At 61.3% G+C, this 25,214-nt stretch carries 18 protein-coding genes; 7 read left to right on the forward strand and 11 right to left on the reverse strand.

Going from position 1 to position 25,214, the window contains the following annotated elements:
- Positions 1–145 precede the first annotated feature (145 nt).
- Together C7S18_RS16600 and C7S18_RS16605 are read left to right on the forward strand one after the other, a co-directional pair.
- On the forward strand, positions 146–709 hold the full coding sequence (locus C7S18_RS16600; protein WP_170113316.1) for an ECF-type sigma factor: 564 nt from the start codon (positions 146–148) through the stop codon (positions 707–709).
- The gene (locus C7S18_RS16605; RefSeq protein WP_106892626.1) at positions 706–3,426 is read left to right on the forward strand and encodes a serine/threonine-protein kinase; all 2,721 of its coding nucleotides are present in this window, start codon (positions 706–708) and stop codon (positions 3,424–3,426) included. The genes C7S18_RS16600 and C7S18_RS16605 overlap by 4 nt, the downstream gene beginning before the upstream one ends.
- Before the next feature lie 160 nt (positions 3,427–3,586).
- Here the strand turns inward: C7S18_RS16605 and C7S18_RS16610 are convergent, their stop codons facing one another.
- The 9 genes from C7S18_RS16610 to C7S18_RS16650 form a co-directional block, all read right to left on the reverse strand.
- The gene (locus C7S18_RS16610) at positions 3,587–5,311 is read right to left on the reverse strand and encodes a Mur ligase family protein (protein ID WP_106892627.1); all 1,725 of its coding nucleotides are present in this window, start codon (positions 5,309–5,311) and stop codon (positions 3,587–3,589) included.
- Between the two features lie 10 nt (positions 5,312–5,321).
- On the reverse strand, positions 5,322–8,111 hold the full coding sequence (gene cphA / locus C7S18_RS16615) for a cyanophycin synthetase (protein ID WP_106892628.1): 2,790 nt from the start codon (positions 8,109–8,111) through the stop codon (positions 5,322–5,324).
- A 127-nt stretch (positions 8,112–8,238) separates the two neighbouring features.
- A complete protein-coding gene (locus C7S18_RS16620; protein WP_170113317.1) occupies positions 8,239–9,108 on the reverse strand; it encodes an Lnb N-terminal periplasmic domain-containing protein in 870 nt (289 codons plus the stop codon).
- Positions 9,109–9,344: 236 nt separating this feature from the next.
- Complete coding sequence (locus tag C7S18_RS16625; RefSeq protein ID WP_106892630.1) at positions 9,345–12,332, reverse strand: hypothetical protein; 2,988 nt, start codon at positions 12,330–12,332, stop codon at positions 9,345–9,347.
- A 42-nt stretch (positions 12,333–12,374) separates the two neighbouring features.
- Positions 12,375–14,594 (reverse strand): type IV pilus secretin PilQ, encoded by a 2,220-nt coding sequence (locus tag C7S18_RS16630; protein WP_106894071.1) that lies wholly within the window; start codon positions 14,592–14,594, stop codon positions 12,375–12,377.
- 13 nt (positions 14,595–14,607) lie between these two features.
- Positions 14,608–15,150: a pilus assembly protein PilP gene (locus tag C7S18_RS16635; RefSeq protein WP_106892631.1), complete on the reverse strand. Its 543-nt coding sequence runs from the start codon at positions 15,148–15,150 to the stop codon at positions 14,608–14,610.
- Entirely contained in the window at positions 15,147–15,836 is a 690-nt protein-coding gene (locus C7S18_RS16640; protein WP_106892632.1) for a type IV pilus inner membrane component PilO, read from the reverse strand. Before C7S18_RS16640 ends, C7S18_RS16635 begins: the two co-directional genes overlap by 4 nt.
- Positions 15,836–16,450: a PilN domain-containing protein gene (locus C7S18_RS16645; protein WP_106892633.1), complete on the reverse strand. Its 615-nt coding sequence runs from the start codon at positions 16,448–16,450 to the stop codon at positions 15,836–15,838. The genes C7S18_RS16640 and C7S18_RS16645 overlap by 1 nt, the downstream gene beginning before the upstream one ends.
- Entirely contained in the window at positions 16,450–17,508 is a 1,059-nt protein-coding gene (locus C7S18_RS16650; RefSeq protein ID WP_106892634.1) for a pilus assembly protein PilM, read from the reverse strand. The genes C7S18_RS16645 and C7S18_RS16650 overlap by 1 nt, the downstream gene beginning before the upstream one ends.
- Positions 17,509–17,881: 373 nt before the next feature.
- Between C7S18_RS16650 and C7S18_RS16655 the strand changes: the two genes are divergently transcribed.
- Both C7S18_RS16655 and C7S18_RS16660 read left to right on the forward strand, forming a co-directional pair.
- Positions 17,882–20,407, forward strand: a complete 2,526-nt coding sequence (locus C7S18_RS16655) for a penicillin-binding protein 1A (protein ID WP_106892635.1) — start codon at positions 17,882–17,884, stop codon at positions 20,405–20,407.
- Positions 20,376–21,017 carry a hypothetical protein gene (locus tag C7S18_RS16660; RefSeq protein WP_240623917.1) on the forward strand — a complete coding sequence of 214 codons (642 nt, stop codon included), beginning with the start codon at positions 20,376–20,378 and terminating at the stop codon, positions 21,015–21,017. Before C7S18_RS16655 ends, C7S18_RS16660 begins: the two co-directional genes overlap by 32 nt.
- Here C7S18_RS16660 and C7S18_RS16665 read toward each other — a convergent pair whose 3' ends face one another.
- Positions 21,018–21,311 (reverse strand): acylphosphatase, encoded by a 294-nt coding sequence (locus C7S18_RS16665; protein WP_106892636.1) that lies wholly within the window; start codon positions 21,309–21,311, stop codon positions 21,018–21,020.
- Entirely contained in the window at positions 21,308–21,799 is a 492-nt protein-coding gene (locus C7S18_RS16670; RefSeq protein WP_106892637.1) for a TlpA family protein disulfide reductase, read from the reverse strand. The genes C7S18_RS16665 and C7S18_RS16670 overlap by 4 nt, the downstream gene beginning before the upstream one ends.
- 36 nt (positions 21,800–21,835) lie before the next feature.
- On the opposite strand from C7S18_RS16670, the gene wrbA reads away from it, so the two are divergent.
- From wrbA to ppk1, 3 genes are all read left to right on the forward strand, one after another.
- Positions 21,836–22,435: an NAD(P)H:quinone oxidoreductase gene (wrbA, locus tag C7S18_RS16675; RefSeq protein ID WP_106892638.1), complete on the forward strand. Its 600-nt coding sequence runs from the start codon at positions 21,836–21,838 to the stop codon at positions 22,433–22,435.
- Positions 22,432–22,764: a DUF2069 domain-containing protein gene (locus C7S18_RS16680; protein ID WP_106892639.1), complete on the forward strand. Its 333-nt coding sequence runs from the start codon at positions 22,432–22,434 to the stop codon at positions 22,762–22,764. Before wrbA ends, C7S18_RS16680 begins: the two co-directional genes overlap by 4 nt.
- Positions 22,765–23,123: 359 nt before the next feature.
- Entirely contained in the window at positions 23,124–25,205 is a 2,082-nt protein-coding gene (gene ppk1 / locus C7S18_RS16685) for a polyphosphate kinase 1 (protein ID WP_106892640.1), read from the forward strand.
- Positions 25,206–25,214: the final 9 nt, after the last annotated feature.

Here is a 25,214-nt window from a genome sequence, read left to right on the forward strand (position 1 = left end):
AGCAACAAGGATCGCATGTTCCAGACCCGGACGCATGGTGCTCGGCTGAACGATCCGGATGGCCGATCCGGAACGTGCCCGAATTATCAACGCCAACTCGCGCGACTGGCTAGCATGCCGGGCTCTCCCATGGCGATCATCCATCATGTCCGCACCAATGGATTTCCAGTCCTTGCAGCAAGCCTGGCGCAGCGGCGCTTTGCAGGCCCGCGATGCCCTGGTCGAATTGGTCTATCAGGAAACCAAGGAGATCGCCCGCCGCCAGCTTGCGCAGCAGATGCACGCCACCCTGGCGCCAACCGAACTCGCACACGAGGCGTTGCTGCGCGTGCTGAAACAAACCGGTGACTGGCAAGATAAGCGCCATTTGCTCAACGTGCTGGCACTGGCGACTCGGCAAGTGTTGGTGGATGCGGCGCGCCGACGCATGGCGCAGAAGCGCGATGGCGGTCATATGACGGCGTTGACTGAGCGGGCGCAATTGGTCGCCGCTCCGGGAGACGAACTCCTGGAAATCGACACGGCGTTGATGGCGTTGGCCGAGGTGGATGCCCGCGCCGCCGAGGTGATCTCGCTGATGTATTTTTCTGGGCAAGAGCGCGATGCCATTGCGCGCCTTCTTGACTGCTCGCCGAGCACGGTTGATCGGGCATTGCGCTTTGGCCGAGCCTGGCTCAAGGACGCCTTGCAAGGGCAACCGCAAGCATGACGCCTGGCGACTTGCCGCAGAGCCTGTCGGACTGGTTCGCGTTCCTGCAGCCCCTGCCGCAATCAGCCCGTGCGGCCGCTCTCGTCACGGCGCCCGAGGCCATGCGGGACCGACTGCTGGCCTTGTTGGCGGCCGACGCGGCAGCCGACAGCCGGTTAGACGCCGCACTGGCGTTGCCTATTGACGCGGATTTGCTCGAACCCGAGCGCATGGCGCAGATTGGACCCTGGCGCATTCTGGGGGAGCTGGGTCGCGGCGGTATGGGCACAGTGTGGCTCGGCGAACGTGCGCTTGATGGCACGACCCAACGTGGGGCGATCAAATTGATGCGGGGGCGGGCCGGCGCGGAAGATCGTGCCCGGTTTCGGCGCGAGCGGCACATTCTCGCCATGCTTGATCACCCTGACATTGCCCGTCTGATCGACGGGGGCGAAGGCCCTGAAGGGCAGCCGTTTCTGGTTGTTGAGTTCGTGCGCGGGGACACCTTGGCGGCCCGGGTCAAGCAAGCGCCGCCGGATCGGGATACGGCAATCGCTTGGGTCACGCGGATCGCCGCGGCGGTTCAACATGCCCATCAGCATCTGGTGATCCATCGCGACCTGAAACCCGCCAATGTCATGATCACGCCAGAGGGTGGCATCAAGCTGCTGGATTTCGGCGTGGCCAAATTGTTGGACCCTGGCACCGGCGACGACGACGCATCGACACGCGTATTCACCCCGGGCTACGCGAGCCCGGAACAGTTGGCCGGGCGTGCCGTTGGGACGGCGAGCGATGTCTTCAGCCTCGGTCGAATCCTGTCCGAACTACTCGGCCTGGCCAATTTGCCGCGCGATCTCCGGGCCATTCGCGACAAGGCTTGTGCGGAATCGGTGACCGAGCGGTATCCAACCATGGCAGCCCTGCATGCCGACTTGCGCGCCTGGCAGCACGGGCTGCCCGTGCAGGCAACGGCCCCGTCGTGGTGGTATCGCGGCCAAAAGCTGGTCGCGCGGCACCCGATCGTCAGCGTCGCTGCGGCAATGGGACTCAGCCTCATCTTGTTTCTTGGTTGGCGTTGGTATGCCGCGGGTGTGCGCGCAGAGCAGGCACGCATCGTCGCCGAACAAGCGCGTGCCGAGACCGAGATGCAGTTGCAGCGCAGCCAGCAGGTCATTGGCTTTTATGCGCAGATGTTTGCCGGGGTCGCGCCTGAGTTCGCGGCCGGCCAAAAGCTTGCGCCCGCTGCATTGCTCGAACGCGCCGAGCGCCTGTTGCGCGCTGCGCCGCCCGCTGATCCGGTGCTGCGCGCCGAACTGAGCGCCAGCCTAGGCACCCTGTACCAGCGTTTGGGCGATGGCGAAAACGCGGTGCGTCTGTTGCAAGCGGGGCTCACCGATCATCCGCCGCCAAATGCAGCGGCCGAGTTGGATCGTGCCGACCGCGAACAAAGTCTGGCCTACATGCTGGCCGATTTGGATCGCCGCGATGAAGCACTGACGTTCGCGCGCGCAGCACAGGCCAGGCGGTTGCGCGTTGCGCCGCAAAACACCGAACTGCAATTGGAATCCGAACTCGTTTTTGTGAATCTGTTTCTGGGGCAGCGCCAAATCGACACCGCAAAGGCGGCCATGGATCGTGCTGAGACTTGGTCGCAGCAAATCGAGCTGACGCCGGCGACCAAGCTGGACCTGTTACAGGCGCGATCGGCACTGTGGATTGAACAGCAGCAATTCCAGTTGGCCGCAGACGCCGCGGTGCAAAGCCTCGAGCTGCTGGCTCAGAATGCCGACTTGGATCAGTCTCGTCGGGTCGAGTTGAATCGGTCGCTCGCGCGGGCCCGCCAGGGTCTCGGCGATCTGCGCGGCGCAGAGACCGCCTTTGCCGCGGCAATTGCCGCTCAGACCACCTTGGTTGGCGATCGCGGCACACGCGCGTTCGGTTTGCACAACGATCACGCGATTCTGCTCGCGACGCTTGGCCAGTTTGCTGACGCCAAAGCTGCGTACGAACATGCCGCGGTCTTGTTTGCAGAAAGTGGCGGCCCCGAGCCGCTGTTGAATCCGCGCCACTTGAACAACCTGTGCGATGCCGAAACAGGCAGTGGGGACTACGCCTTGGCGGTCACCCATTGCCGTGCCGCGCTCGCCAGATTGATTGCAGAGCAGCGGCCGGAGTCCGATTCGGAGCGGTTGTTGGTAGAGAGCAATCTGGCACGTGCGCGCGCCTACGCAGGAGAACCCCGTCCAGCACTGGCCGAGCTCGCACTGATCCGTGCACGCGCTGTGGCGGCCCAAGGCGACGGCTCCTTCGTCGCGTGGCTGCAAGCGTTTCGCGCGGTTCGAATCAGTCTGTTGGCGCACGACACGCGCGCCGCTGACGCTTGGGCCCAACTGACCGAAACGGGGATGCGGCAACTGTTTCCGACACCGCATCCTTGGCGCGTGCGAAGCCTGCGCATCCTGGCGCGCTGGCAGTTGGAATGCGGCAGCTATTCCGAAGCCAAACGCTACTTGGAAAAAGGTGAGCGCGAAGCCGAATCAGTGTTGCCACCTGGGCACCCGGTGCGGGCGCAATTGGCGTTGGATCGGGCCGTGATTGCGGTGGCAGAGTCCGACCTGAAGACCGCGCGATCGGCGCTTGCTCAGGCATTGCCTGCCTTGCAGCAGTGCTGTACTGCATCCGAATTGGATCGGTCCGAAGCGGAGCGCTTGCAGACCCGCCTCGCGGGTCATTGATGAACGGGTTCCCCGCACTTGGGCGTCGGAGGTGACAAACCGCCGCCACATTCTGCGCCACGGTTGATTCGGCGCCAGTTCGACGCACGATCTGGGCGCATCGGGGACGACCCCACAACAACGCAACGGCATTGCATGATCAGGCAGTCATCCGCCTAACTCAGGACGCACGCTCCAGCAGGGCTGCGACGGCTTCCTGGGCGGTCGATGCGTGCACCGGCAGCACGAGCAGATCGCCCGGCGTCGCCCAGTCCAGACAGCACTGCACGGCTTCCAATTCGGTCTGGTGCTGACGGAGGCGGCTCGCGTCAAAGCCCAGATCGAGCAAGTGCTCGCGGATCAATTGCGGCACTTCACCGAATGCACGTCCGCGCATATAGCCTTGCAAGTCTTTGAGGACCAGCAAGTCCGGGCGAAAGCGCATCGCCACATCGGCCAACGCCAGAATCTCGGTGTTATCGCGATTGCCTGCCTGCCCAAGAATCAGCGCCAGACGGCCGCGTGGATTGATCGCACGAGCCACTTGCAACAGTTTGGCGAGCCCATCCGGGTTGTGCGCATAGTCGGTCAACACATCCGCACCGCGAACGCGATAGCGCTGCAGGCGCCCGGGGTTGTCGCCGTGCTCGGCGCCAAACGTCGCAAGTACGGAACGAATGCGCGCCAGATCAACGCCCAGACGATAGGCAACAAGACTGGCGCCCATCAGATTCGCCGTGTTGTAGGGCGCGAGGCCACCGAGGCTCAGTGGAAAGTCAGCGACGGCCCCGAGGTCGTGCGCAACCTCAGCAATGGAAAGTGTCAGGCGCCCATCGCGGACTTGCAACACGGCGCTGTCGCTCTTGGCACACGACACGTCGCCGCTAAGACTGAACCAGTCAACGTGTGACCACGCCGCCGGGCCATAGCGGCGCAACAACGGATCATCGGCATTCAGAATCAACCGCGCATCCGGCTTCAGGCCGCGGGCGACCACGAGCTTCGCTTCAGCCAATTCCTCCAGAGTGTCAATGCCGTACTCGCCAAAATGATCATCACTGATGTTGGTGACGAGCGCGGCGTCGGCTGCCGTGAACGCAAGGCCTCGGCGCAACATGCCGCCGCGCGCGGTTTCGAGCACAGCAGCCTCGGTTTGTGGGTGCCGCAGCACGTCGCGGGCCCCCTGCGGCCCAGAGTAGTCGCCGCGCGCGAGTCGCTGACCATTCAGGAACAAGCCGTCGGTGCAATTGTGTGCGGTCCGGAATCCTTGCGCGCGCAACATGGCCGCCAACACGCGGACACTGGTGGTCTTGCCATTGGAGCCGGTCACCATAGCAACCGGTGTGGGCTCAAGTGGCAACGCCGGGTCGGCGGGCAACAATTCGGCGGGTGCCGAAATGTCCTTGGTTGCCCAGCGGACCTGACGACATTCCCGACCGATTCCGAGTGTCACGGACTCGTCGTCAAACAATATTGGGGCGAACTGCTCGCGCCACCGCAGATAATTGCGTCGGAACGCCGGGTGCGCCTCCTCCCGCTGCATGCGAGCGAGCGTTGCCAGCGCAGCGGTTTCGTCGCCAGCCAGCGGGTGGCCGGGCGCATGCATTTCGGCCTCGCTGCGAGCGGTTTGCCACGCCCATTCATTGAGCTCCGTGGCGGTCATCAACAGGTCGATCGGCGCTTCAATGAACAGGCTCGCGCCCTGGTTATGCGGGCGGACGATACTGGCATCCGTGGCGGGCCAGTCGAGCAGGTCACGGCCGCGCTGCACGTATCGGCGCCAACGCGCCAGGCAGTCAGACGTGACCGATCCCAAGGCCTCGAGCACGGCACCCGGTCGAGCCGAGAACAGATTCGGCCCGGTGAGTCGGCGTGAGCCTTCAAACGAGATACTGAGTTGGGCCAAGGACGTGGACTCAGTCTTCGGCTTCTCGCGACAGGCGGATGCCGCGCTCGTCGCGGATCATGCCCTCGCTCAACGTAAACGTCTCCTCGGGTGGTGCCGCGACCTCGGTCACCGGATTTGGCGTGACCGCAGGTCTTGGTGCCGGGCTGCCTTCCGGCCGGAAATAGATGACCTGCTTCCACGAACGCACCAGCGCATCCGCGAAGATCAACAGCAAGTCGCCTTGCCGTCCCATCTGGAGACCGGCATCAATCGCTTCCTGCTCATCGGGAATGATGGTGATCTGGGTGTCCGGCACCCCAAGTGCCCGCAAGCGCGCGGCAATCATGTTTGGCACTTCGTCAGGCGCGCGCCCACGCAGCGAATCGTCGCGGCGGCAGATGTAGTGATCAAAGCGATTGGCCACGGCATCGGCAATGGCCTCAATGTCTTCGTTCCGACGATCACCCGGGCCGGCGACTACGACCAACCGGCGGCCCGACACCTCAAGACGCTGCGCCAGATCAGCCATCACCGACACCGCGTGGGCATTGTGCCCATAGTCGAAGATCACTTTGAACGGGTGTTCATGGAACACGTTCATGCGACCCGGCGCCTGATAGAACGTCGAGTCGAACGTGCGCAAGCCTTGGCGGATTGCTTCCAGCTTGATGCCCATCGCAAACGCCATCGCCGCTGCAAACATCGCATTCTGGACGTTGTGCATCGCCCGGCCTTCGAGCGTGGCGGGAATCAAGTGTGTCCACATCAATGGGATATGGCTGCCTTTGTCGTACAGCGTGATCATGTGGCCGTTCACGCCGGCCTCGAGGGCACAGGCGCGACCGCCCGCGCGGATGTGCTCGCGGACCAGGGCATGACTCGGATTCGTCGTGACGTAACAGATCGTCTTCGCATCGGTGTAACCCGACATTTTCAGCACGTTCGGGTCGTCGGCATTCAGTACTGCGCAATCGCGCGCGACCTCGATCACGATTCGCTTGATTTCGGCAAGTTGCTCCAACGAATCGATGCCTTTCATGCCGAGGTGATCGCTCTGCACATTCAGCACGCCGCCAACATTGACCCACGGCACGCCCATGCCCGCGCGCAGGAGGCCACCGCGGGCGGTTTCGAGTACTGCGATGTCGATGCTCGGGTCAGACAGCACCATCCGGGCGGAGACCGGCCCGGTCATGTCGCCCTCAACGGTCCGCTGACCATCGATGTAGACGCCGTCAGTCGTGGTCAGGCCCGGCGTGAATCCGGCCATCTTGGTGATATGGGCCAACATGCGGGCCGTAGTTGTCTTGCCATTGGTGCCCGTGATCGCTGCGATCGGCACCCGCGCGGAGGCGCCTTGCGGGAACAGCATGTCGATAACAGGGGTTGCCACATCGCGCGGCTTGCCCTCGGACGGCGCGACATGCATGCGAAAGCCGGGCGCAGCATTGACCTCGCAGATGCCGCCGCCAATCTTCTTGTAGCTCTCGGCGATATTGGTGCTCAGAAAATCGACGCCGCCGACATCGAGACCAATCGCCTTGATCGCGCGTACCGCCATGTCGCGGTTATCCGGATGAATGACGTCGGTGACATCGGTGGCGGTACCGCCGGTGGACAGATTTGCGGTCGATCGCAAGTAAACCGCCTGACCCTCAGGCGGCACCGAGTCGCCCGTCATGCCGGCCCGGGCGAGCATCATTTCGGCCTGCGCATCCAGCACGATCCGGGTGAGCACTTTCTCGTGCCCCACGCCTCGTCGGGGATCTTGATTGACGATCTCGATCAGCTCTCGAATGTTGCGTTGACCATCGCCGACCACATGACCCGGGGTTCGGCGGGTCGCCGCGACGAGTTCGCCGTTGACCACCAGCAAGCGGTGATCATCCCCTTCCAGATAGGTTTCGACGATGACCGAGCGAGAGATGTCCTTCGCCTTCTTGAATCCTTCGATGACTTCTTCTTCGGTGCGCAGGCCAATCGACACGCCACGACCGTGGTTGCCGTTGTACGGCTTGGTGACGACCGGATAACCAATTCGGCGCGCCGCGCGAATCGCGCTGCTTTCAGACTGGACCAGTTCCTGTTTGGGCACAGGCAGCCCGAGCGAGCCGAGAATCTTGTTGGTCTCTTCTTTGTCGGACGCGAGTTCGACGGCGATATGCGGCGTTTTGCCGGTTACGGTGGCCTGAATACGCTGCTGGTATTTGCCGTGCCCAAATTGCACGAGGCTTTGGTCGTTTAGGCGGAACCACGGAATCTCGCGAGCTTCAGCGGCACGGACCAACGACATGGTTGACGGACCGAGCGCCCGACGCTGGGCGTAGCGAATGAACTCGTCACGCGCATCGGGCCAGCTCCAATCGTCTTCAACCGAGCCTTCTGGTCGGAGTTCGGCGGGCATCAGCGAGCACAGCAGCTTGAGCGCCAGTTCTCCGGCCTCGATGCCCTCTTCGCGCTGGATGTATTCGTAGACCACGGTGTATACGCCGGGGCGACCATCAATGCTGCGGGTTTTGCCGAACGTGACGTCCTCGCCCGCAACGTTTTGCAGTTCAATCGCCACGTGCTCCAGCACATGGCCGAGCCACGTGCCGTCGCCTTCCTTCATGCGGCGAATGAATCCGCCGGGTTCGCGATACGAACAGCCGTGTTCCTGAAGACCCGGCAAGGCCGCGACCAGCGCATCGACATAGGCCGCGCCCAACTTGCCAGTCGGCCATTGTTCGAGCAGACCAAGGTCCAATTCCAGCTTGATGACCGGAAAATGCGCGTACAGCGAAGGGCCTACATAAACCGAACGATCCAGGATCCGCATTACTGAAACTCCACCAATCGATGTCCCAAGGAAGTGTGCATCGCCTGCCGCGCCCACCGAATGGCGCGTTAGCCTTGCCACCCTGGCGGGTCGCGGTGTTCAGCTTCTGTCCCGCACGGTCGCCAGGTCAGTCTCCGAAGCTATCGGAAGCACTCGGGGTCGGCAAGCTGGCATTGGCGGTGTCAGCCGCCGACGGCCGGATTCGACTGCGAATGCCAGCGGAAAACGTGTCCAGATTGCGGAACTGGGCGGCCAGATCATTGATCCGATGGGCCTCGCGATACGTTGCTGCGGGCAAGTTCGTGTCGATCAAACCGATGTCGTAGGCAAGGTCATCAGACAGCGCCGGCAACAGCGTTCGGTAGCTGAAGGGGATTCGGCTTGGCCAAATCGCGTTCACGTGGTCGACAATATTGCTGGCGCAGGAGTTGGTCAGGGTGTTGTAGAACTCTGGTGTGCGAGCGAGCGCGTTGGTCCGGTCGAGCATCGATTGCAGCAATGCCCGGATTTGGTCGGGCCGCGCCTTGATCGGGTATAGGTAGACCGCATCGTGGCGAATGTTGGCGCGCAAGTCGATCAGGTCGCGCTCGTCGCCGAGCACGTAGATGATCTCGTAGCTCCGGACCAGCCCAAGCCAAGGCGAAAACGATTCGCCTTGCTCTTTGCGGATTTCGACCGACACGGCCAGGTATTGGCCATTCGAAAACCCGAAACTCAAAAAAGAATGGGCCGGCCCACGCCAGTCCGCAAATGGCTCGACGACGTACCACAGGCTGTCGACTTGGCTGAGATCGTACTCCCGGCTTTCCCACCGCAACTCGTAGTCCTGGCTGGTGCGGTAACGCGCGTTGCGAATATTGCTGATCCGAACGCGATCAGGATCGAGCGACGTGATGCCCGCCAGGCGTGCCTGATCGGGCGACCAGTCCCGCGCATTGCTGGGGCTGGTACCGAGCACGCGGAGTCCATATGCCAGCACGATTACGGCGAACATCATGACCAGCCAACGACGCTTGCGCCGGGGTTTTGGTGTTTGGCCAGGGTCGTGGTCTTGGTGGGAGCGAGACGACATCATGGGCAGCATTGACAGCCAAATCTCGTTGTACTGGTGATGACATTAATCCGTCTGACGGCGGACGGCAGTTGCGCTTCGCGATCAGCCGGCTGACCCCGTCGCAAAAACAACAAGGGCCGCGCGGTGGCGGCCCTTGCGTATCGAACGACTGACGACCGTTACGGGAAGGTCACATTACAGGTGATCGTCTGCCCAGCAGGCGGCATCACAATCGAAGCCGTTGCGGCAGGCGCGAAGTTGACCAGCGGTCCGCCACTCGTCTGACAGGTGAATACCGTCGGGGCGGCCGACAACACCAACTGTACTGACGAAGTCGGCGCGAACTCGCGGGAACAACTACCCGGACCCGTGCAGTTCAGGCCAGCAGGGACTGATCCGGCAACACCCGAACCGGTGATATTCATCAACAGCGTTGCCGCCGGGCAACCTTCTGGAACCGCCGGGCTGAACAGATCGCAGATGTTCTGCGAACCCCAGGTAACGGTATCGCTGACCGTGCCGCCCGCAACCGTGAAGGTACAGGTGCCAGTTGCCGAACCGCTACCCGAAGTCACATCGAAGCCCTGACCGCTTGCGACGGCCTGTGTCCGGCCTTGCGCATTGGTAATCGGCGCCTGCGTCGTAATCGTCAGCGTTGCGCCACCGGTTGCAGTGCAGTTGCCGACAATCAACACACCGGGTACCGGCAGACCGCCGGCATCGACCAGCTGCAGATCAATCAAGCGGCCACCGTCTCCGGTGATCGTTTCAGGCGTCGCCGTCAAGAACATCAAGCCCACCAGGATATTGGCGGAATCGCTTAGGATGCCAGTCGCGCCCGAAAGGGCGGGCGTTTCGAAGATGACGGACGGCGTCGTCCCGGTGGTCTGAACAACACCAGAGGTCGACACATCCACGGTGACGCATCCATCTTGCCCTGTGGGCGTGGTGAGTGCGCCCGGACCGGTAACACCATTGACGCGACCGGTTCCGGCACCCAAGTTGGCAAAACGATAGTTCAGCAAGATGCCCTGCGCGCCACTGCCAAGGCGGTCACGCAAGCAGGCTGTCACGGAAACAGTTCGATTGCCGGCGATATCTGATGGGTTGACCGTCAGGCTGCCGGGCGCCAGACCCGGATAGCGGACGAGCTCGACATCGGTCACCAATTCCGAACTGTTGTTGACCACGTCGCCAACGCCCTGCGCATAAATCGCCGAGAGCTTGCCGATCTTGACGACGCCATAGTTCAGCGTCACTCGGGCGACACCATTGAAGTCGGTAAACGCGGCGGCGCCGAACGAGGCTTGCGGCGGCCCTTCCACGGGCACCACGCTGCTGAAGTTGCCGTCTGTCGCGCGGCCAATGAGGTACGGCAGGACTGGTCCGTTGTTGACCGATACGCCAGTGTCGTCGTTGAAGTTGAAGCGATAGGTGGTGGTCAACGACGTCTGGCTGTTGACAGCCGAAACCGTCCTGGCGCTTTCCAGATCGCGGTTGCCAATACTGTCTTCGCCAAACACGACAACGGTGTCGCCAGGTCCTGCACCACCGCCCTGAGTTTGGAATGCGCCAGTTGGGGCAGTGAAGTTGGTCGTGCCTTCGCCCGGATTGCCATCGCTACCGAAGATCGCGAACGACCCGTTGATCTGCGGCGCATCGATCAAGCCGAAGCGGATTTCAGTCCCTGGGACTACCGGTGCACCAAAGCGGTCCGTCGCAATCGCCGACACCGTATAGCTATAGGTGCCATCTGGGCGCGGCGGAATGAGCGGGCTGAACGGATCTTGGGGATCGAGCGGGGTTGCGTCCTCCGAGAACGGATTGACGCGCAGCTCCCTGATATTGGCAGCCGTAATATCGAGGTCAAACAAGCGGCCATCGCCTACGGTCAGGCTGCGCGTCACTTGCACGCCATCTTGAATACCGTTGTCGACATTATTGTCGGCACGATCTACGGTGGTGCGGATATTGACCAGCCCGGCACGGGTTCCGGCTTGATAGCTAAACCCGGCGATGCCTGAGAACGTGCGGAACTTGATTGTGCCATCACGTACCGCCGCGCCAGCAGCGTTCGAGGCAGCCAGCTTTTCGCCACCCTGTGCGCCACCAACGATTTCGGCTTGAATATTGTTGAACGAACTTGAACCGCTGACGGGATCTGGCACGAATCCGCCGCCACCATCGGTAACAATGGCTTCGAAGCGATCGGCGGTTGTGCCACCTGAGCCGGTGATGTAGACCTGCGCGCCGTCGCGATTCAGCGTGATGCTTGCCGGCAGGCGCGGCGTACCGTTGGTAATCGTGAACGGCAGTTCGGCCTGAATCGTCTCATCCGTATCCGGGTCGCGCGCCGAAACATAAACTGTGGTCGTCCCAGGCTGATCGAGCGATTGCAGGAAAATGACCGCGCGCCCGCCATTGGTCTCTACTGGTGCCGTGACCAGGTGCAGCAGGAACTCGATAATGTCCGTGGTATCTGGATCATCAGGCACTGAAAAGCCGCCAGTGTTAACCACCGGCGAGACCGTCACGTCGACGATATTGGACCGTCCCGGTGGGAACGTCGTGGCCAGTTCGCCGTTCAAGCGACGCCAAGTAATCCCGACATCTGCCAAGTAGGGTGACCCGAGGAACGGCTCCACACCGAATCGGTTCGCCGGCAACGTGGTTGAAGCGGTAGTCAGCGTCAGGCGCGGATCGCTCGGCCGACCAGCCACAACGTTGACCGTCGCTTGATTGGTGCCGCTCAAACCACTGGTTCCCGTTTCAGCAGCCGATACCGTGACGATGGCACTACCCACCGCCCGGCTGTGAAAACGGAAGTTCACGACGCCAGCAGCCGTTGTCGCGGTGACGCGCTCGCCATATCTGATGGCGTCATCGCCGCCAACAGCGACGAGCGACGAGACTTGCGCCACACTTGGTGGCGTCACCTGCACTGTGACCGTGGTGCCGTCTGGCACCGCCGAGCCGTTGGCTCGTTGCACCCGGATGGGCATGTCGACGAGACTGAACGGCGTCGTGCTCGACGTGGCCGGCGAGATCGTGATCCTAAGGTTCTCATTGACCGGCGGCGTAAATGCACCGCCATCGGATCCGCCACCGCCACAGGCGCTAAGCGCCACGACGCCGGCTGCTACCAGGATTCGCGTGAAGTAATTCATTGCGGTTCTCCGATTCTGCGAATTCATGAACATTCGCATGTGTTATTTGCCTGCGCCACGTTGACGCAAAATCTTGGGCGTCACAAAGATCAGGAGCTCAGCCTTGTCCGAACTAGACTGTTGTGTCTTGAACAGATTGCCAAGCAAGGGCAGATCACCCAGGAAGGGGGTTTTCTGCAGGTCTCTGCGACTCTTATATTCGTACACGCCACCAAGGACAACGGTCTGGCCATTTTCGACCAACACCGCGGTGTTCAGTTCACGCTTGTTGATTTGCGGAACGTCGCCGATGGAGGTGCTGACAAAGCCGGTCAATTCATCCTTCTTGACCGCCATGTTCAGGAAAATGCGGTCATCCTGCGTGATCGTCGGTGTCACCTTGAGTTCGAGCAGCACTTCCTTGAAGGCAACGGTCGGAATTGGCACGGCGCCGCCCGACGTCGTAATCGTCACGTAGCCGATTTCATCGCCCTGGCGGATGACTGCTTCGCGCTGATTGGCCGTAATGACGCGCGGATTCGCAACGACTTCGCCGGAACCTTCTTCTTGCAACGCGGACAGTTCCAGGTCAAGCAAATAGTCGGCGCCGAGGATCGACAGACCAAGGCGCGGCGCAGCGCCGGAAGCCGGCAAGTCGACGTTCAAACGGTTTTCCAGCGTTGGCGACAGGATGCCGCCGCCGCTACCGCCTGGAACCACGAGCGGGAACGTTGGCCGACCAGCGTTTCGGTTGACCAGGGCCTGATTGATCATGTTGTTGGCGGCTGCCACCGAGCCCGACGTCGTAATGACGTTGCCATTGTGGTCTTCGTAGCCAGAGGTCACGCCGAAGCGGGCACCGATCTCCTTGCCGAACGTCTCATTGGCAACCACGATCCGCGATTCGATCAGCACTTGGTCGACGGGGCGATCGAGGATCGAAATCAGTGCCTTGAGATCCGAGATGCGCTCTGGAATATCGCTGATCAGCAGCGTGTTGGTGCGATCATCAAACGTGACACTGCCACGCTTGGACAAGAAGCCTGAGCTGGCGCTTTGCGCGCCGCCTTTCTGCCCAGCACCTTGTTTGCTGTTGTCAGTCAGCAGTACGGCAATTTCCTTGGCCTTGCCGTAATTGATTGCGATGTATTCCGAAACGAGCGACTGCCGGTCTTCGATCGCAATCCGGGCGTCTTCAAGCGCTTGCTCGCGTTGCGCAATTTCAGCAGTCGGGGCAACCCAGATCACGCCGCCTTCGCGGCGTTGGTCAAGGCCCTTCGCTTGCAGCACGACGGCCAGCGCTTGATCCCAAGGCGTGTTGACCATGCGCAGCGTAATGTTGCCCTGCACGCTGTCGGCGACGACGATATTGAACTCACTGATGTCGGCAATCAGCTGGAGCAGCGTACGGACGGGAATGTCCTGGAAGTTGAAGGTCACTGGCGTGCCTTTGTACTCCATGGCTTCCCCTGGCTTGCGACGCTGCGCGCCTTCTTCGACTTCGCGCTTCTTGCTGACTTCGATCACGAACTGATCGCCAGTCTGGTAAGCCATGTGGTCGAACGCGCCAGTGGTACTGACAACCAATCGCGCACCACCGGCACGCTCCTGGGTCTCGATCGTACTGACCAGAGTCGCAAAGTCGGTGACATCAAGCTTGAGTGGAAGATCGTCAGCCAGGCTTACGTCGTAAAGATCGACGACCACTCTGTTGCTGCCTTCCTTGCGGATGTCAGAGCCGGCACCATCGCGGTTGAAATTCACGACGATACGCCCTTCGCCATTGTTGCCGCGACGGAAATCGACCGCCTGCAGGACCGGTTTCTCGGTCCAGCCCTGCGAACCCGCTGCCGCATTCGCGGTGTTGTTCTGGGCCACCGAACTGTCGGCACCAACGGTCAGGATGATGCTGTTGCCTTCGATCCGCGAGCTGTGCGTGGTCGGATGGAACAGTTCGACAACGACTCGGGTTCGCCCGCCGGCTTCGACGATGGCGATAGTCGACGCAGCCCCGCTGCCGACATTGATCCGCCGGTCGGCGACGGCGTTATTCGTGGCGTCCAGGTCAATCGCGAGACGAGGCGGCGCCTCCGTCGCGAAGACCTTCGGCGCGACGGGCGCTTCGTCCATGACCAAGCGAATGTCGGTGGTGCCATCGGGACGACTTTCGAAGGTCACGTCCTTGAGGGTCGAGGCTTCGGCGCCGAGAGCAAGAACAAACAGCAGCAAGGCCTGAACCGAGCGGTGTCCGAAGGACTTATTTAAAGATTCTTGTGTGTTCATGGGATCCACGACCTCACTCATCATCCAGGGCGATTGAAGCTGGCCGTTCCATCCAGCCGCCGTTGCCATTTGAAACCAATTCCACCAACTCCACACGGTCTTCATAGACGGCGGTAATCTGGCCGTCATTCTGTCCCATGTAGTTTCCGGCCTTGACGCGATGTACGGCGCCGGACGGGTCGGTGATCAATGCGGTCGGCGCGTTCATCGGATCACCGATGGTGCCAACCATGTCCAGCGCGTCGAGCGGGAAGGCTTCGAGCGGTTCCTTTACACGCGTGTCGTCGGGGCCCGGAATTGCCGATTGCCCAGAGGGGCTGTCGTCGTCCCCGAAGTCTGCGAACGGATCACGCAGATCCTGCGCGGTGTAAACAAACTTCGGGTATTCCTTCATGGCCGGCAACGGCTCGATCGGGATTCCCCGCTCGGCTTTGATGTCGGCAATCTTCTGCTCAAGGTCCTTGGTGCCTGGAATGCAGGCAGCCAACGGTAACGTCAGCATTACACAAAGGGTGGTGCGCAGCAGCTGTCGCTGATCGCTACTCGCTCGCATCATGATTTTCCTCCTGCTCGCGCACCCGCGTCTGGCGCCGCATCCGAACCGGAGACTTCGTCATCGTCCAGGTAGCGGTAGGTCTTCACGGTGCCTTCCAATGTCAGGATTCCGGTCGGCTTGTTTGCCGCCGCCTTCACCAATTTCGGGTCTTTGACCGTGGATGGCAGTGCATTTTGCGGCTTCAAGGACACGTCGTGCATCGTCAGAATCACCACGCGTGGCAATGACGCCACGCCACTGACAAATGCGCCAAACTGATGGTAAGTCCCGGCCATACGGATCTTGATTGGCTTTTCGGCGTAGAAGTCTTTCGGGGACTCGGCGCCTGGCTCAAACAGTTCGGTATCGATGCCAGAGGAAAGCGCCGTCTGCGAGATGTCTACGAGCAGATCAGGCATTTCCGTCTTGCTCGGCAACTGCCGAACCATTTGCCGGAGCAACTCTTCCATTTCGGCCAGCTGCTTTTTGTAGTCTTCTAAGTTGACGACCTTCGCTTGCTTGTCGCGGAATGTCACCAGCAGTGACTGTTCTTCGGACATCAGCTTTGATTGGGTGTCAAACGACTCTTTGATCTTGAACACATAGCCGAGCAGCAACACCACCAGAAAGATGCCCAGGCAGGCCGCCAACTTGATGGGCATCGGCCAGTTGCCATAGTTCTTGGTTTCGAGATTCTTGAGGTCCATCAGGGCGTTCCTCCCGCGCCGCCGCTGCCATCGCCGGCGGCTTCACCTTCTTCGCCTTCACTACCTTCATCTTCGCTTCGGCGAACACCGATGCCGAGTTCATATTCGTAGGCGCCGCCCTTGTCATCGCCGACCAAGGTCGATTTCTTGAAGTCCGGATCGCGCAGCCACTGCGCCGACTCGACATTGCGCATATACGCCGAGATGCGCGCATTCGACTGCGCCCGACCCTTGACGTTCATGGCGTCGCCAGCCTGTACCATTTCGGTCAGCCGGACGCCGTCGGGCAGGGTGCGTACCAACTCGTCAAAGACGTGCACCATCTGGTAGCGGCTACTCTGCAGGCGCTCAATGATCTGCTTGCGCCGAAGCAAGGTTTCACGCTTTTCCTGCAGCGCCTCGATTTCTTTGATCTTGGCATCGAGTGCGGCAATTTCGCGAGTCAACAGGTCTTTGCGGTTCTGATGGCCTTGGACGACGCGGTCCATCCAGGTCAACGCAACCAGAAAGGCCAGAACGCCGATCAGAAATGCACCACCCATCATCACCTGGAACTCGCGTTCCCGTTGTTTGCGTCGCTCTGCGCGCCACGGTAATAGGTTGATCTTGGCCATTAGTCGAAACTCCTCAGGGCCAGGCCGCAGGCGATCATCAGCGACGGCGCGTCCTGTGCGATCGCAGGCGCCTGCACCCGACTGGACAAGGTCATCGCCGCGAGCGGGTTCGCGACCACGGTCGGCACGCCGATCTGCTCTTCAACCATTTCGGCGATGCCGATGATGGATGCGCAACCACCGGCAAGCACAATTTGGTCAACCTTGTTGTATTCCGTGCCGGCAAAGAAGAACTGCAGCAGACGACTGACTTGCTGCACCATGGCTTCCTTGAACGGTTCGAGCACTTCGATTTCGTAACTTTCCGGCAGCCCGCCCTGGCGCTTGGCCATACCGGCTTCTTCGTACGACAAGCCGTAGCGACGCATGATCTCGTCCGTCAGCTGCTTGCCGCCGAAAACCTGCTCCCGCGTATAAATGCTGCGCTGATTCTTCAGCACGATCAGCGTGGTCATGGTCGCGCCGATGTCGAACACGGCAACCGTCGCGTCCTTCGGGACGCTCAGTTGGTCAGCAACCAACTTGTAAGCGTTTTCCATGCAAAAGGCTTCAACATCGACGACTTTTGCCTGCAAACCGCCCAAGTCCAGCGCGGCAACCCGAAGCTCGACATTTTCCGTCCGCGATGCCGCCAGCATGACGTTCATCATTTCGGGGTTGTCTTTGACCGGCCCGAGCACCTCAAAGTCCATACTCACTTCTTCGAGCGGGTACGGGATGTATTGCTGCGCTTCACCCTGAATGGCGCCTTCCAGATCCTCTTCGGACAGGTCGGCGGGCATGGGGATGGTTTTTGTGATCACTGCCGAACCGGCGACAGCCGCCGCCGCATGACGAAGACGCGTCTGCGAACGCTGCAAGGCGCGCTTGATCGCTTCTCCGACTGCTTCGACTTCGACAATATTCTTCTCCACCACCGCATTGGGCGGCAGTGGTTCAACGGCGTAGTGCTCCACGCGAAAGCGCCCGCCACTTTGGGAGAGCTGGAGCAGTTTCACCGCTGTCGAACTGATGTCGATGCCGATCAGCGGGGGTGATTTTGTACTGAAGAGAGCCACACTTTTCCCCTTCCCACAGACCCTTACGAGCGAAATTTAGCGAGAGGCATTAAAACTGATTCCTAAGTATGGTGAACCATACCCCAGGTAAGACTGCAATTTCAATAGCTTGGAAGCTACTCCTACGATCAATTCTTCGCAAGCGCCAAGCCTGTCACAATCTCGCGGGCTGACCCCTGCCTGGCACCACTAGGACTTGTGGCATGGTCGGCGGTCTACCTCAAGATGTTGCTGCAAGTCCTTGATTCAAAAATAACGAGCTGTGACACACGGGACCCGGCGAATGCCGCCGGCATACCGGAAATGCCATATTTGGCTGTCCCGGTAGCCGTATACTTTCCGACCTTGCCTTGATTCCGCCGACCGGTTCTCAATGTCGAAGATTCGCCGTTTGCTCCGCTGGCTGTTCTGGCTCGGCTTTGCCGGCGTGCTCGCCGCCGTCCTGGCGGTGGGTGGCGCCTACTATGTACTGGAGCCGCGGCTGCCGGACGTGAGCCAGATCAAGGATATCCCGCTGCAGGTGCCGCTCAAGGTCTATACGAGCGACGGCAAGTTGCTGGCCATCATTGGCGAGGCTCGACGCACGCCCGTAAAGATCGACGACGTGCCCCAGGTGGTCCGTGCCGCGTTCATTGCCATTGAGGACGCCCGGTTCTACGAGCACCAGGGAATTGATGTGATGGGCATTGGCCGGGCGGTCTGGCTGCTCGCCACCACTGACAACAAGCGTGTGCCCGGCGGCAGCACCATTACGCAGCAGGTGGCCAAGAACTACTTTCTGAGCAACGAGTACTCGTACACGCGGAAGATCAGCGAGATGTTCCTCGCGCTGAAACTGGAGCGGGAGCTCACCAAGGACGAAATCCTCGAGCTGTACCTGAACAAGATTTTCTTCGGCTACCGCTCTTACGGAATTGCCGCCGCCGCCGAATTTTATTACGGCAAGACCTTGGATCAATTGACGCCAGGCGAGGCTGCCATGTTGGCGTCGATCCCGAAGTTCCCCTCCAGCGGCAACCCGCTGATCAACCCGGATCGCGCCATGGAGCGCCGGAACTATGTGCTGACGCGCATGGGCGAACTCGGCTATCTGCAGCCTGAGGATGTCACGGCGGCGATTGCCGAGCCCGATCACGCGCATCCGCACGAGCCGCCCCTGGACCTGGATGCCCCCTACGTTGCCGAAGTGGCGCGCGTGGAGGCGATCGAAAAGCTGGGCAACGAAGCACTGATCGGCGGCTACCGGCTGTTCACGACCATTCACTCGACCGAGCAGGAAAGCGCCAACCGCGCCGTCCGCGATCAACTGATCGCTTTTGATCGTCGTCATGGCTATCGGGGACCGGAAGCGCATCTGGAGCCGGAACAGAACGAAACCGACGAGTCCCGGCGTGCTGCCATGAGCGGTCTGACCGCAATTCAAGGTCTGCTGCCCGCCGTGGTAACCGAAGTCGACGCCGAGCAGGCTCTGGTCTGGCTGCAAGATGGTCAGCAGGTCAGCCTGGCTCTGGATGCAGTCAAATGGGCACGCCCGTTCATAAACGAGAGCGCGGTCGGCCGCGCGCCCGGCAAAGTCAGCGACGCGCTGAAAGTCGGCGATGTGGTCCGCGTGTCCTTGGACGCCGAGGGGAACTGGCGATTCGAACAATTGCCCAAGGTGCAGTCAGCTTTGGTCGGCATGGACCCGGAGAGTGGCGCCATCCGAGCGCTGGTTGGCGGCTTCAGTTTTTCGCGCTCCAAGTTCAATCGGGCACTGCAAAGTACCAGGCAGCCGGGTTCCAGCTTCAAACCGTTTGTCTACAGCGCGGCGTTCGACAAGAATTTCACGCCGGCCTCGATCGTAAACGACGCCCCGCTGAGTTTTGCCGACCCATCCTCGCCCGATGGCGTCTGGCGGCCGCAGAATGACAATGAGAAGTTCAACGGCCCAATGCGGCTACGCGAGGCCATGGTCAGCTCCCGCAATCTGGTGTCGGTCCGGATTCTTGACGCCATCGGGATCCGGTATGCCCGCGATTACGTCCAGCGCTTTGGCTTTCCGCCCGAGGCACTGCCTGAGAACCTGTCTATGGCGCTCGGCACGGCATCACTGTCGCCACTCAACATGGCGCGGGCTTACAGCGTGTTCGCCAACGGCGGCTATTTGATCGACCCGTTTGTCGTGCAGAGCATTGTCGACGCCAATGGGAAAACGGTTTACGAAGCGACACCCGCAGTCGCATGCCGCGCCTGCCCAGAACGCCAGAGTCAGGAGGGCCAGGGGTCGGGTAATGCCGCAGCAGATCTCAGTGCCATGTTGGGCGGCGGACCAGCGGCGGCACCAAGTCCCACCACCACGCCGGCGCCGACCGAATCGGTCACAGCCGTCCCGCCCGCGTCCAGCACCATCGGGGCGCCGGCGCTGCTGCTTGCGCCGAGAGTCATGGACGAACGCACCGTATTCTTGATCCGCAGCGTGTTGAACGACGTGGTCAAACGCGGCACTGGTCGCGCAGCCATGGTGCTTGAGCGCCCCGACCTTTCGGGCAAAACCGGCACCACAAACGAACACCGCGATGCCTGGTTCTCAGGCTTCACGGCGGGCGCCGTCGGTACGGTGTGGATGGGGTACGACGACTTCAAGACGCTCGGCGAAGGCGAATTTGCTGCGCAAACCGCACTGCCGATCTGGATTGAATACATGCGTACGGCGCTGGCAACGGTTCCAATCGATCCGATGACACCCCCCGAAGGCATTACGCCAGCGATGATTTCGCCCGCAACCGGACAACTGATGGCAGCGGGCGCAGGTGGCGTGCTGGAGTACTTCAAGAATGAGGACTTGCTCCGATTGTCCGAGGCGGGCCTTCAGGAAAGCACCGACGAACATGCGGAACAGCAGACGCTCGAAATCTTCTGACGGCCGCGCGCCGATCGGCCCAGGTCGACGCAACCGGCAGGAGTTGGCCGCCTACGCCGCTCGCTTGATTGCCGAAACCGGACTTCGTGATTTTGAGGACGCCAAGCAGCGTGCCGCCGAAGCGTTTGGCATTGGGGGTCAGGCGGGGTTGCCAAGCAACCTGGAGATCGATGCCGAGTTGCGCGCGTACCAACGCTTGTTCCAATCGCAGTCCCAGCCGCAGGCATTGCGCCGGCGTCGCGAGGCCGCGCTGCCAGCCATGCAGTTTTTCGCGCAGTTTGAGCCCCGTCTGGTGGGCGCCGTGCTTGACGGCAGCGCCGATGGATTTTCGGCCGTGTGCCTCCATCTGTTTGCCGACGATCCCCGTGCCGTTGCGTGGTTTCTCGACGACCAGCGCATCCCGTACGAAAGCTTCGAGCGGACCTTCCGGCAGCAAGACCGCCAAGCCTATAGCGTGCCGGCGTATCGGTTCGAGCGCGACGGTCTGGAATTCGATCTGACCGTGTTCGAGGTGGACGCCCTCCGGCACCCACCGCTCGACCGGATCAGTCAGAAGCCGATGAAGCGATCCGACCGTCAGGCAGTAGAAAAACTGCTGAGCACCGGCTGATCAACCAATTTGGAAGCCGTTGATCGCGGCGACTTCTGCGCCGTCCGACAATGGCTCTTCGAGCATCGTCACGTGATCCACCCGCGCCAGAACTGGACCGCGCCAGAGCCAGGACTCCAGTTGCGCCAATCCGGTCTCAGGACCGATAGCCAGGACTTCGACCGTACCGTCCGGCCGGTTGCGGGCATACCCGCGAAGCCCCAGACGAAGCGCCTGCAGGCGCGTCGCCGCCCGAAACGACACACCCTGCACCCGCCCGTGGACCAGAAATGCGCGGGCGCGGATCGGGCTCATGTCTCAGTCTTGGTGGGAACCGACTTGGTAGCAATGACGCGAGCAAGGTCCTCCGAGGTGATTGGCCCCAGGAACTTCTCGGCAACTTTACCATCAGGATCAATGAGATAGGTCGTAGGCAGGCCACGCGGCACATCGAAATCGGCCGGCGGCTCATACACATCGACCAAGGCGATCGGGTAGCGCACGCCGCGCTTCTTGACGAACGACTTCAGCTCGGCCGCTTCGATTTCCTCAAAGGCCAGCCCAACCACGACGACGTCGTCGCGCGCCTGATCGAATCCATCGAGGTCCGGCATTTCCTTCAGGCAGGGCCCGCACCACGTCGCCCAGAAGTTCACCACGACCCACTTGCCCCGCTGTTTGCTCAGATCAAAGGTCTTGCCCTCCGTGGTCGCAACCGACAAAGACGGCTGCTCCTTGCTCGCCAGGGCGATACCCTGCCAAGCCAAACAGACAATCAACAGCGAAGCCTGCACAATGCGCATATCCCGTTCCTATTTCGAGCGACTCATAGACCCATCATGACCGAGATTCTGGTCCTTTATTACAGCCGCCACGGCGCAACCCGCGAGTTGGCCCGCTGGATCGCCCGTGGCATTGACGAAACCGGCGCAAGCGCCCGGATCCGTACCGTACCAAGTTTGGTCCCGGCGAATGAAGCGGGCGTGAACCATTCGGTGCCTGACCAAGGCCCGCCCTATGCAACGCTCGACGACCTTCGCGCGTGCGCCGGCCTCGCGCTCGGCAGCCCTACACGTTTTGGGAACATGGCCGCGCCGCTGAAGGCATTTCTGGACAGTACGTCCAGCGAATGGCTGGCGGGCACGCTGATCGGCAAACCGGCATGTGTGTTCACCTCCACGAGCACGCTGCACGGTGGTCAGGAGTCGACGCTGTTGAGCATGATGCTGCCGCTGCTCCATCACGGCATGATGATTCTGGGCCTGCCATTTTCCGAGGAGCGCCTATTCAGCACCCAGACGGGCGGCAGCCCCTATGGGGCGACCCACCTGGCCGACGCCGAAGGCAAGCGCGCTGTGGATCAAGACGAACAAGCGCTGGCGCGCGCACTTGGCAGACGATTGGCCCTGACTGCGATGAAGCTGGCGGGCCGGGCATGACCCTGAGCCGCAAGCATCAGGCTGCGCTGACCTGTTTCCTGGTTCTGCTTGTCTGGCAGGCACTCTGGCACCTCTGGCTCGCGCCCCACCCGGCGCGCCCCCTGATGCAAGCTTGGCTGCTTGCCTGGGCGCCGCTGCTCTTGCCGGGCCTGCTCAGTTTTGTCGGTCAGCGGGGGTTTTTGCTCGGCATGGGCTTTGCCGCAATGCTTTACTTCTGCCATGCCGTGATGTGTCTTTGGCCGAGCGGCGAGGTTTGGGCGTGGCCGGCGGCTTTCTTGAGTGCAGCGGTGGTGGTATTGCTCGGCGGTCGGCAGCAGGCGGCAACCTAACCGCCCCATGAGGGGGCCTTCGGGCCCGAAACGAATTTGCCGCATCACCGTTCGCTGTTTGTAGGAGGGCCTTCAGGCCCGAACCAAGCTTGCCGCATCGCCGTTCGCGGCTGAAGCCGCTCCCACAAAAACCATCGCTCCCACAAAAACCGCTGCTCCTACAAAAACCGCTGCTCCTACAAAACCGCTGCTCCTACAAAAACCGCTGCTCCTACAAGAACTACCGCCCGAACCAGTCTTGCGGCCGGCCCTGCCGTACTCGGCGTCGGTTCGCCTGGACGGGGCCACAAGCCTGTCACACGAGCCTGCTAGCATCGTGGGGCTTCATTTCGTCCGAATTCACCGCATAAGCAGGGACCATGGCAAAAGCGCCCAACCTTCGCGATCCCAAGTGGTTCATCAACCGCGAACTGTCGCAACTCGAGTTCAACTTCCGGGTACTGGCCCAGGCTAAGGACCAGAGCGTCCCGCTGTTGGAGCGTCTGCGCTTTTTGTGCATTTCGTCAACCAATGTCGATGAGTTCTTCGAAATTCGAGTATCAGCGCTGAAGCATCAACTCGGGTTCGCGAATGGCGCGATGATCGGCCCCGACGGGCTCAGCGTATTGGAGACGTTGCACCGAGTGCGCACCCGGGCGCTTGAACTCGTTGACGCGCAATACGAGCTTTGGAACAAGACGCTGCGGCCGGCGCTGCGCAAACACGGCATTCGGTTCTTGATGCGTGATGAATGGAATGCCCGGCAACGCCGCTGGTTGCAAACGTACTTCGAGGACGAGATCTCGCCCGTGCTGTCGCCCCTCGGACTCGACCCGGCGCATCCGTTTCCGCGCATCCTGAACAAGTCGCTGAACATCATCATTGGCCTGAAGGGCAAGGACGCGTTTGGTCGCGAAGGCCAGTTTGCCGTGGTGCGCGCGCCGCGCTCGCTGCCACGCGTGATCCGCCTGCCCCCGGAGCTGAGCGATGGCTCCGAGGACTTTGTGCTGCTGTCAGCCATCCTGGCCGAGTTTGCCGATGAGCTGTTTCCGGGTATGCAGGTCAAGGGTACCTGGCAATTCCGCGTCACGCGTGACAGCGAATTGATCGTCGACGAGGACGACGCCGAAAACCTGGCTCACGCACTGAAAGACGAACTGCGTGGCCGCGGGTTCGCGCGCGCGGTCCGCATCGAAGTCTCAGACCAAATCCCGAAGACCACGCTCAAGTACCTGATGGGCAACTTCGAGGTGAACGAAGACGATGTCTATCGCGTGCACGGCCCGGTTAACCTGAATCGCGTCATTGCGATCTATGACATGGTGGACCGGCCAGACCTGAAGTTCCCAAAATACACGCCGCACGTGCAGGGCAAGATCGCCAAGAGCGCGACCATTTTCGATGCGATCCGGGAAGGCGATCTGTTGCTGCACCATCCGTTCGATTCGTTCACGCCGGTACTTGATCTGATCCGGCAGGCCAGCATCGACCCGGGCGTTCTGGCGATCAAGCAAACTCTGTACCGTACGGGCAAGGATTCGACGATTGTCGGTTATCTGATCGACGCGGCCCGCAACGGCAAAGACGTAACAGTCGTCATCGAACTCCGCGCGCGCTTCGATGAGGAGGCGAACCTGAGCCTTGCGGATCGCCTTCAGGAAGCTGGCGTGCAGGTCGTGTACGGCATCGTTGGCTACAAGACGCATGCGAAGATGCTGCTGATCGTCCGCCGCGAACCCGACCGCCTGCGCCGCTACGTGCATTTGTCGACCGGCAACTATCACTCGGGCACCGCCCGGGCGTACACCGATCTGGCGTTGATGACCTGCCAGCCCGACATGGGCGAGGACGTCCACAAGATGTTCCAGCAAATGTCGGCGCTCGGCCCCGAAATTGAACTCAAGCATTTGTTGATGAGCCCGTTCACCTTGCACAAAGGCCTGCTCGAACGGATCGATCGCGAGATACGCAACGCCCAGGCCGGGCAACCCGCTGCGATCCGGGCGAAAATCAACCATCTGAACGAGGTGGCGGTGATCGAAAAGCTGTACCAGGCCTCACGTGCCGGCGTGGAAATCGATCTGATCGTCCGTGGCACCTGCGCACTGCGTCCGGGCATTCCGAACGTTTCCGAGCGCATCCGCGTGCGCTCGGTGGTAGGCCGCTTCCTGGAACACAGTCGCATTTACTGGTTCCTCAATCATGGGCACGAGCCGGAGCTCCTGTGCGCGTCCGCCGACTGGCTGGAACGCAACCTGTTGCGCCGGATCGAGGCGTGCTTCCCACTGCTCGACCCCGAACTGCGGGCACGTGCCTATGACGAGGAAATCGCCAATTATCTGGCCGATAATCAGCAGTCCTGGCAGTTGGATGCCGAAGGCCGATATCACCGTGTTGAGGCCTCCATGGATGTGATGCCGCACTCGGCCCAAATGTCCTTGCTTTCCAGACACTGCAGCTGAGGCCCGAGC

The sequence above is a fragment of the Ahniella affigens genome (assembly GCF_003015185.1).
Classification (GTDB): domain Bacteria; phylum Pseudomonadota; class Gammaproteobacteria; order Xanthomonadales; family Ahniellaceae; genus Ahniella; species Ahniella affigens.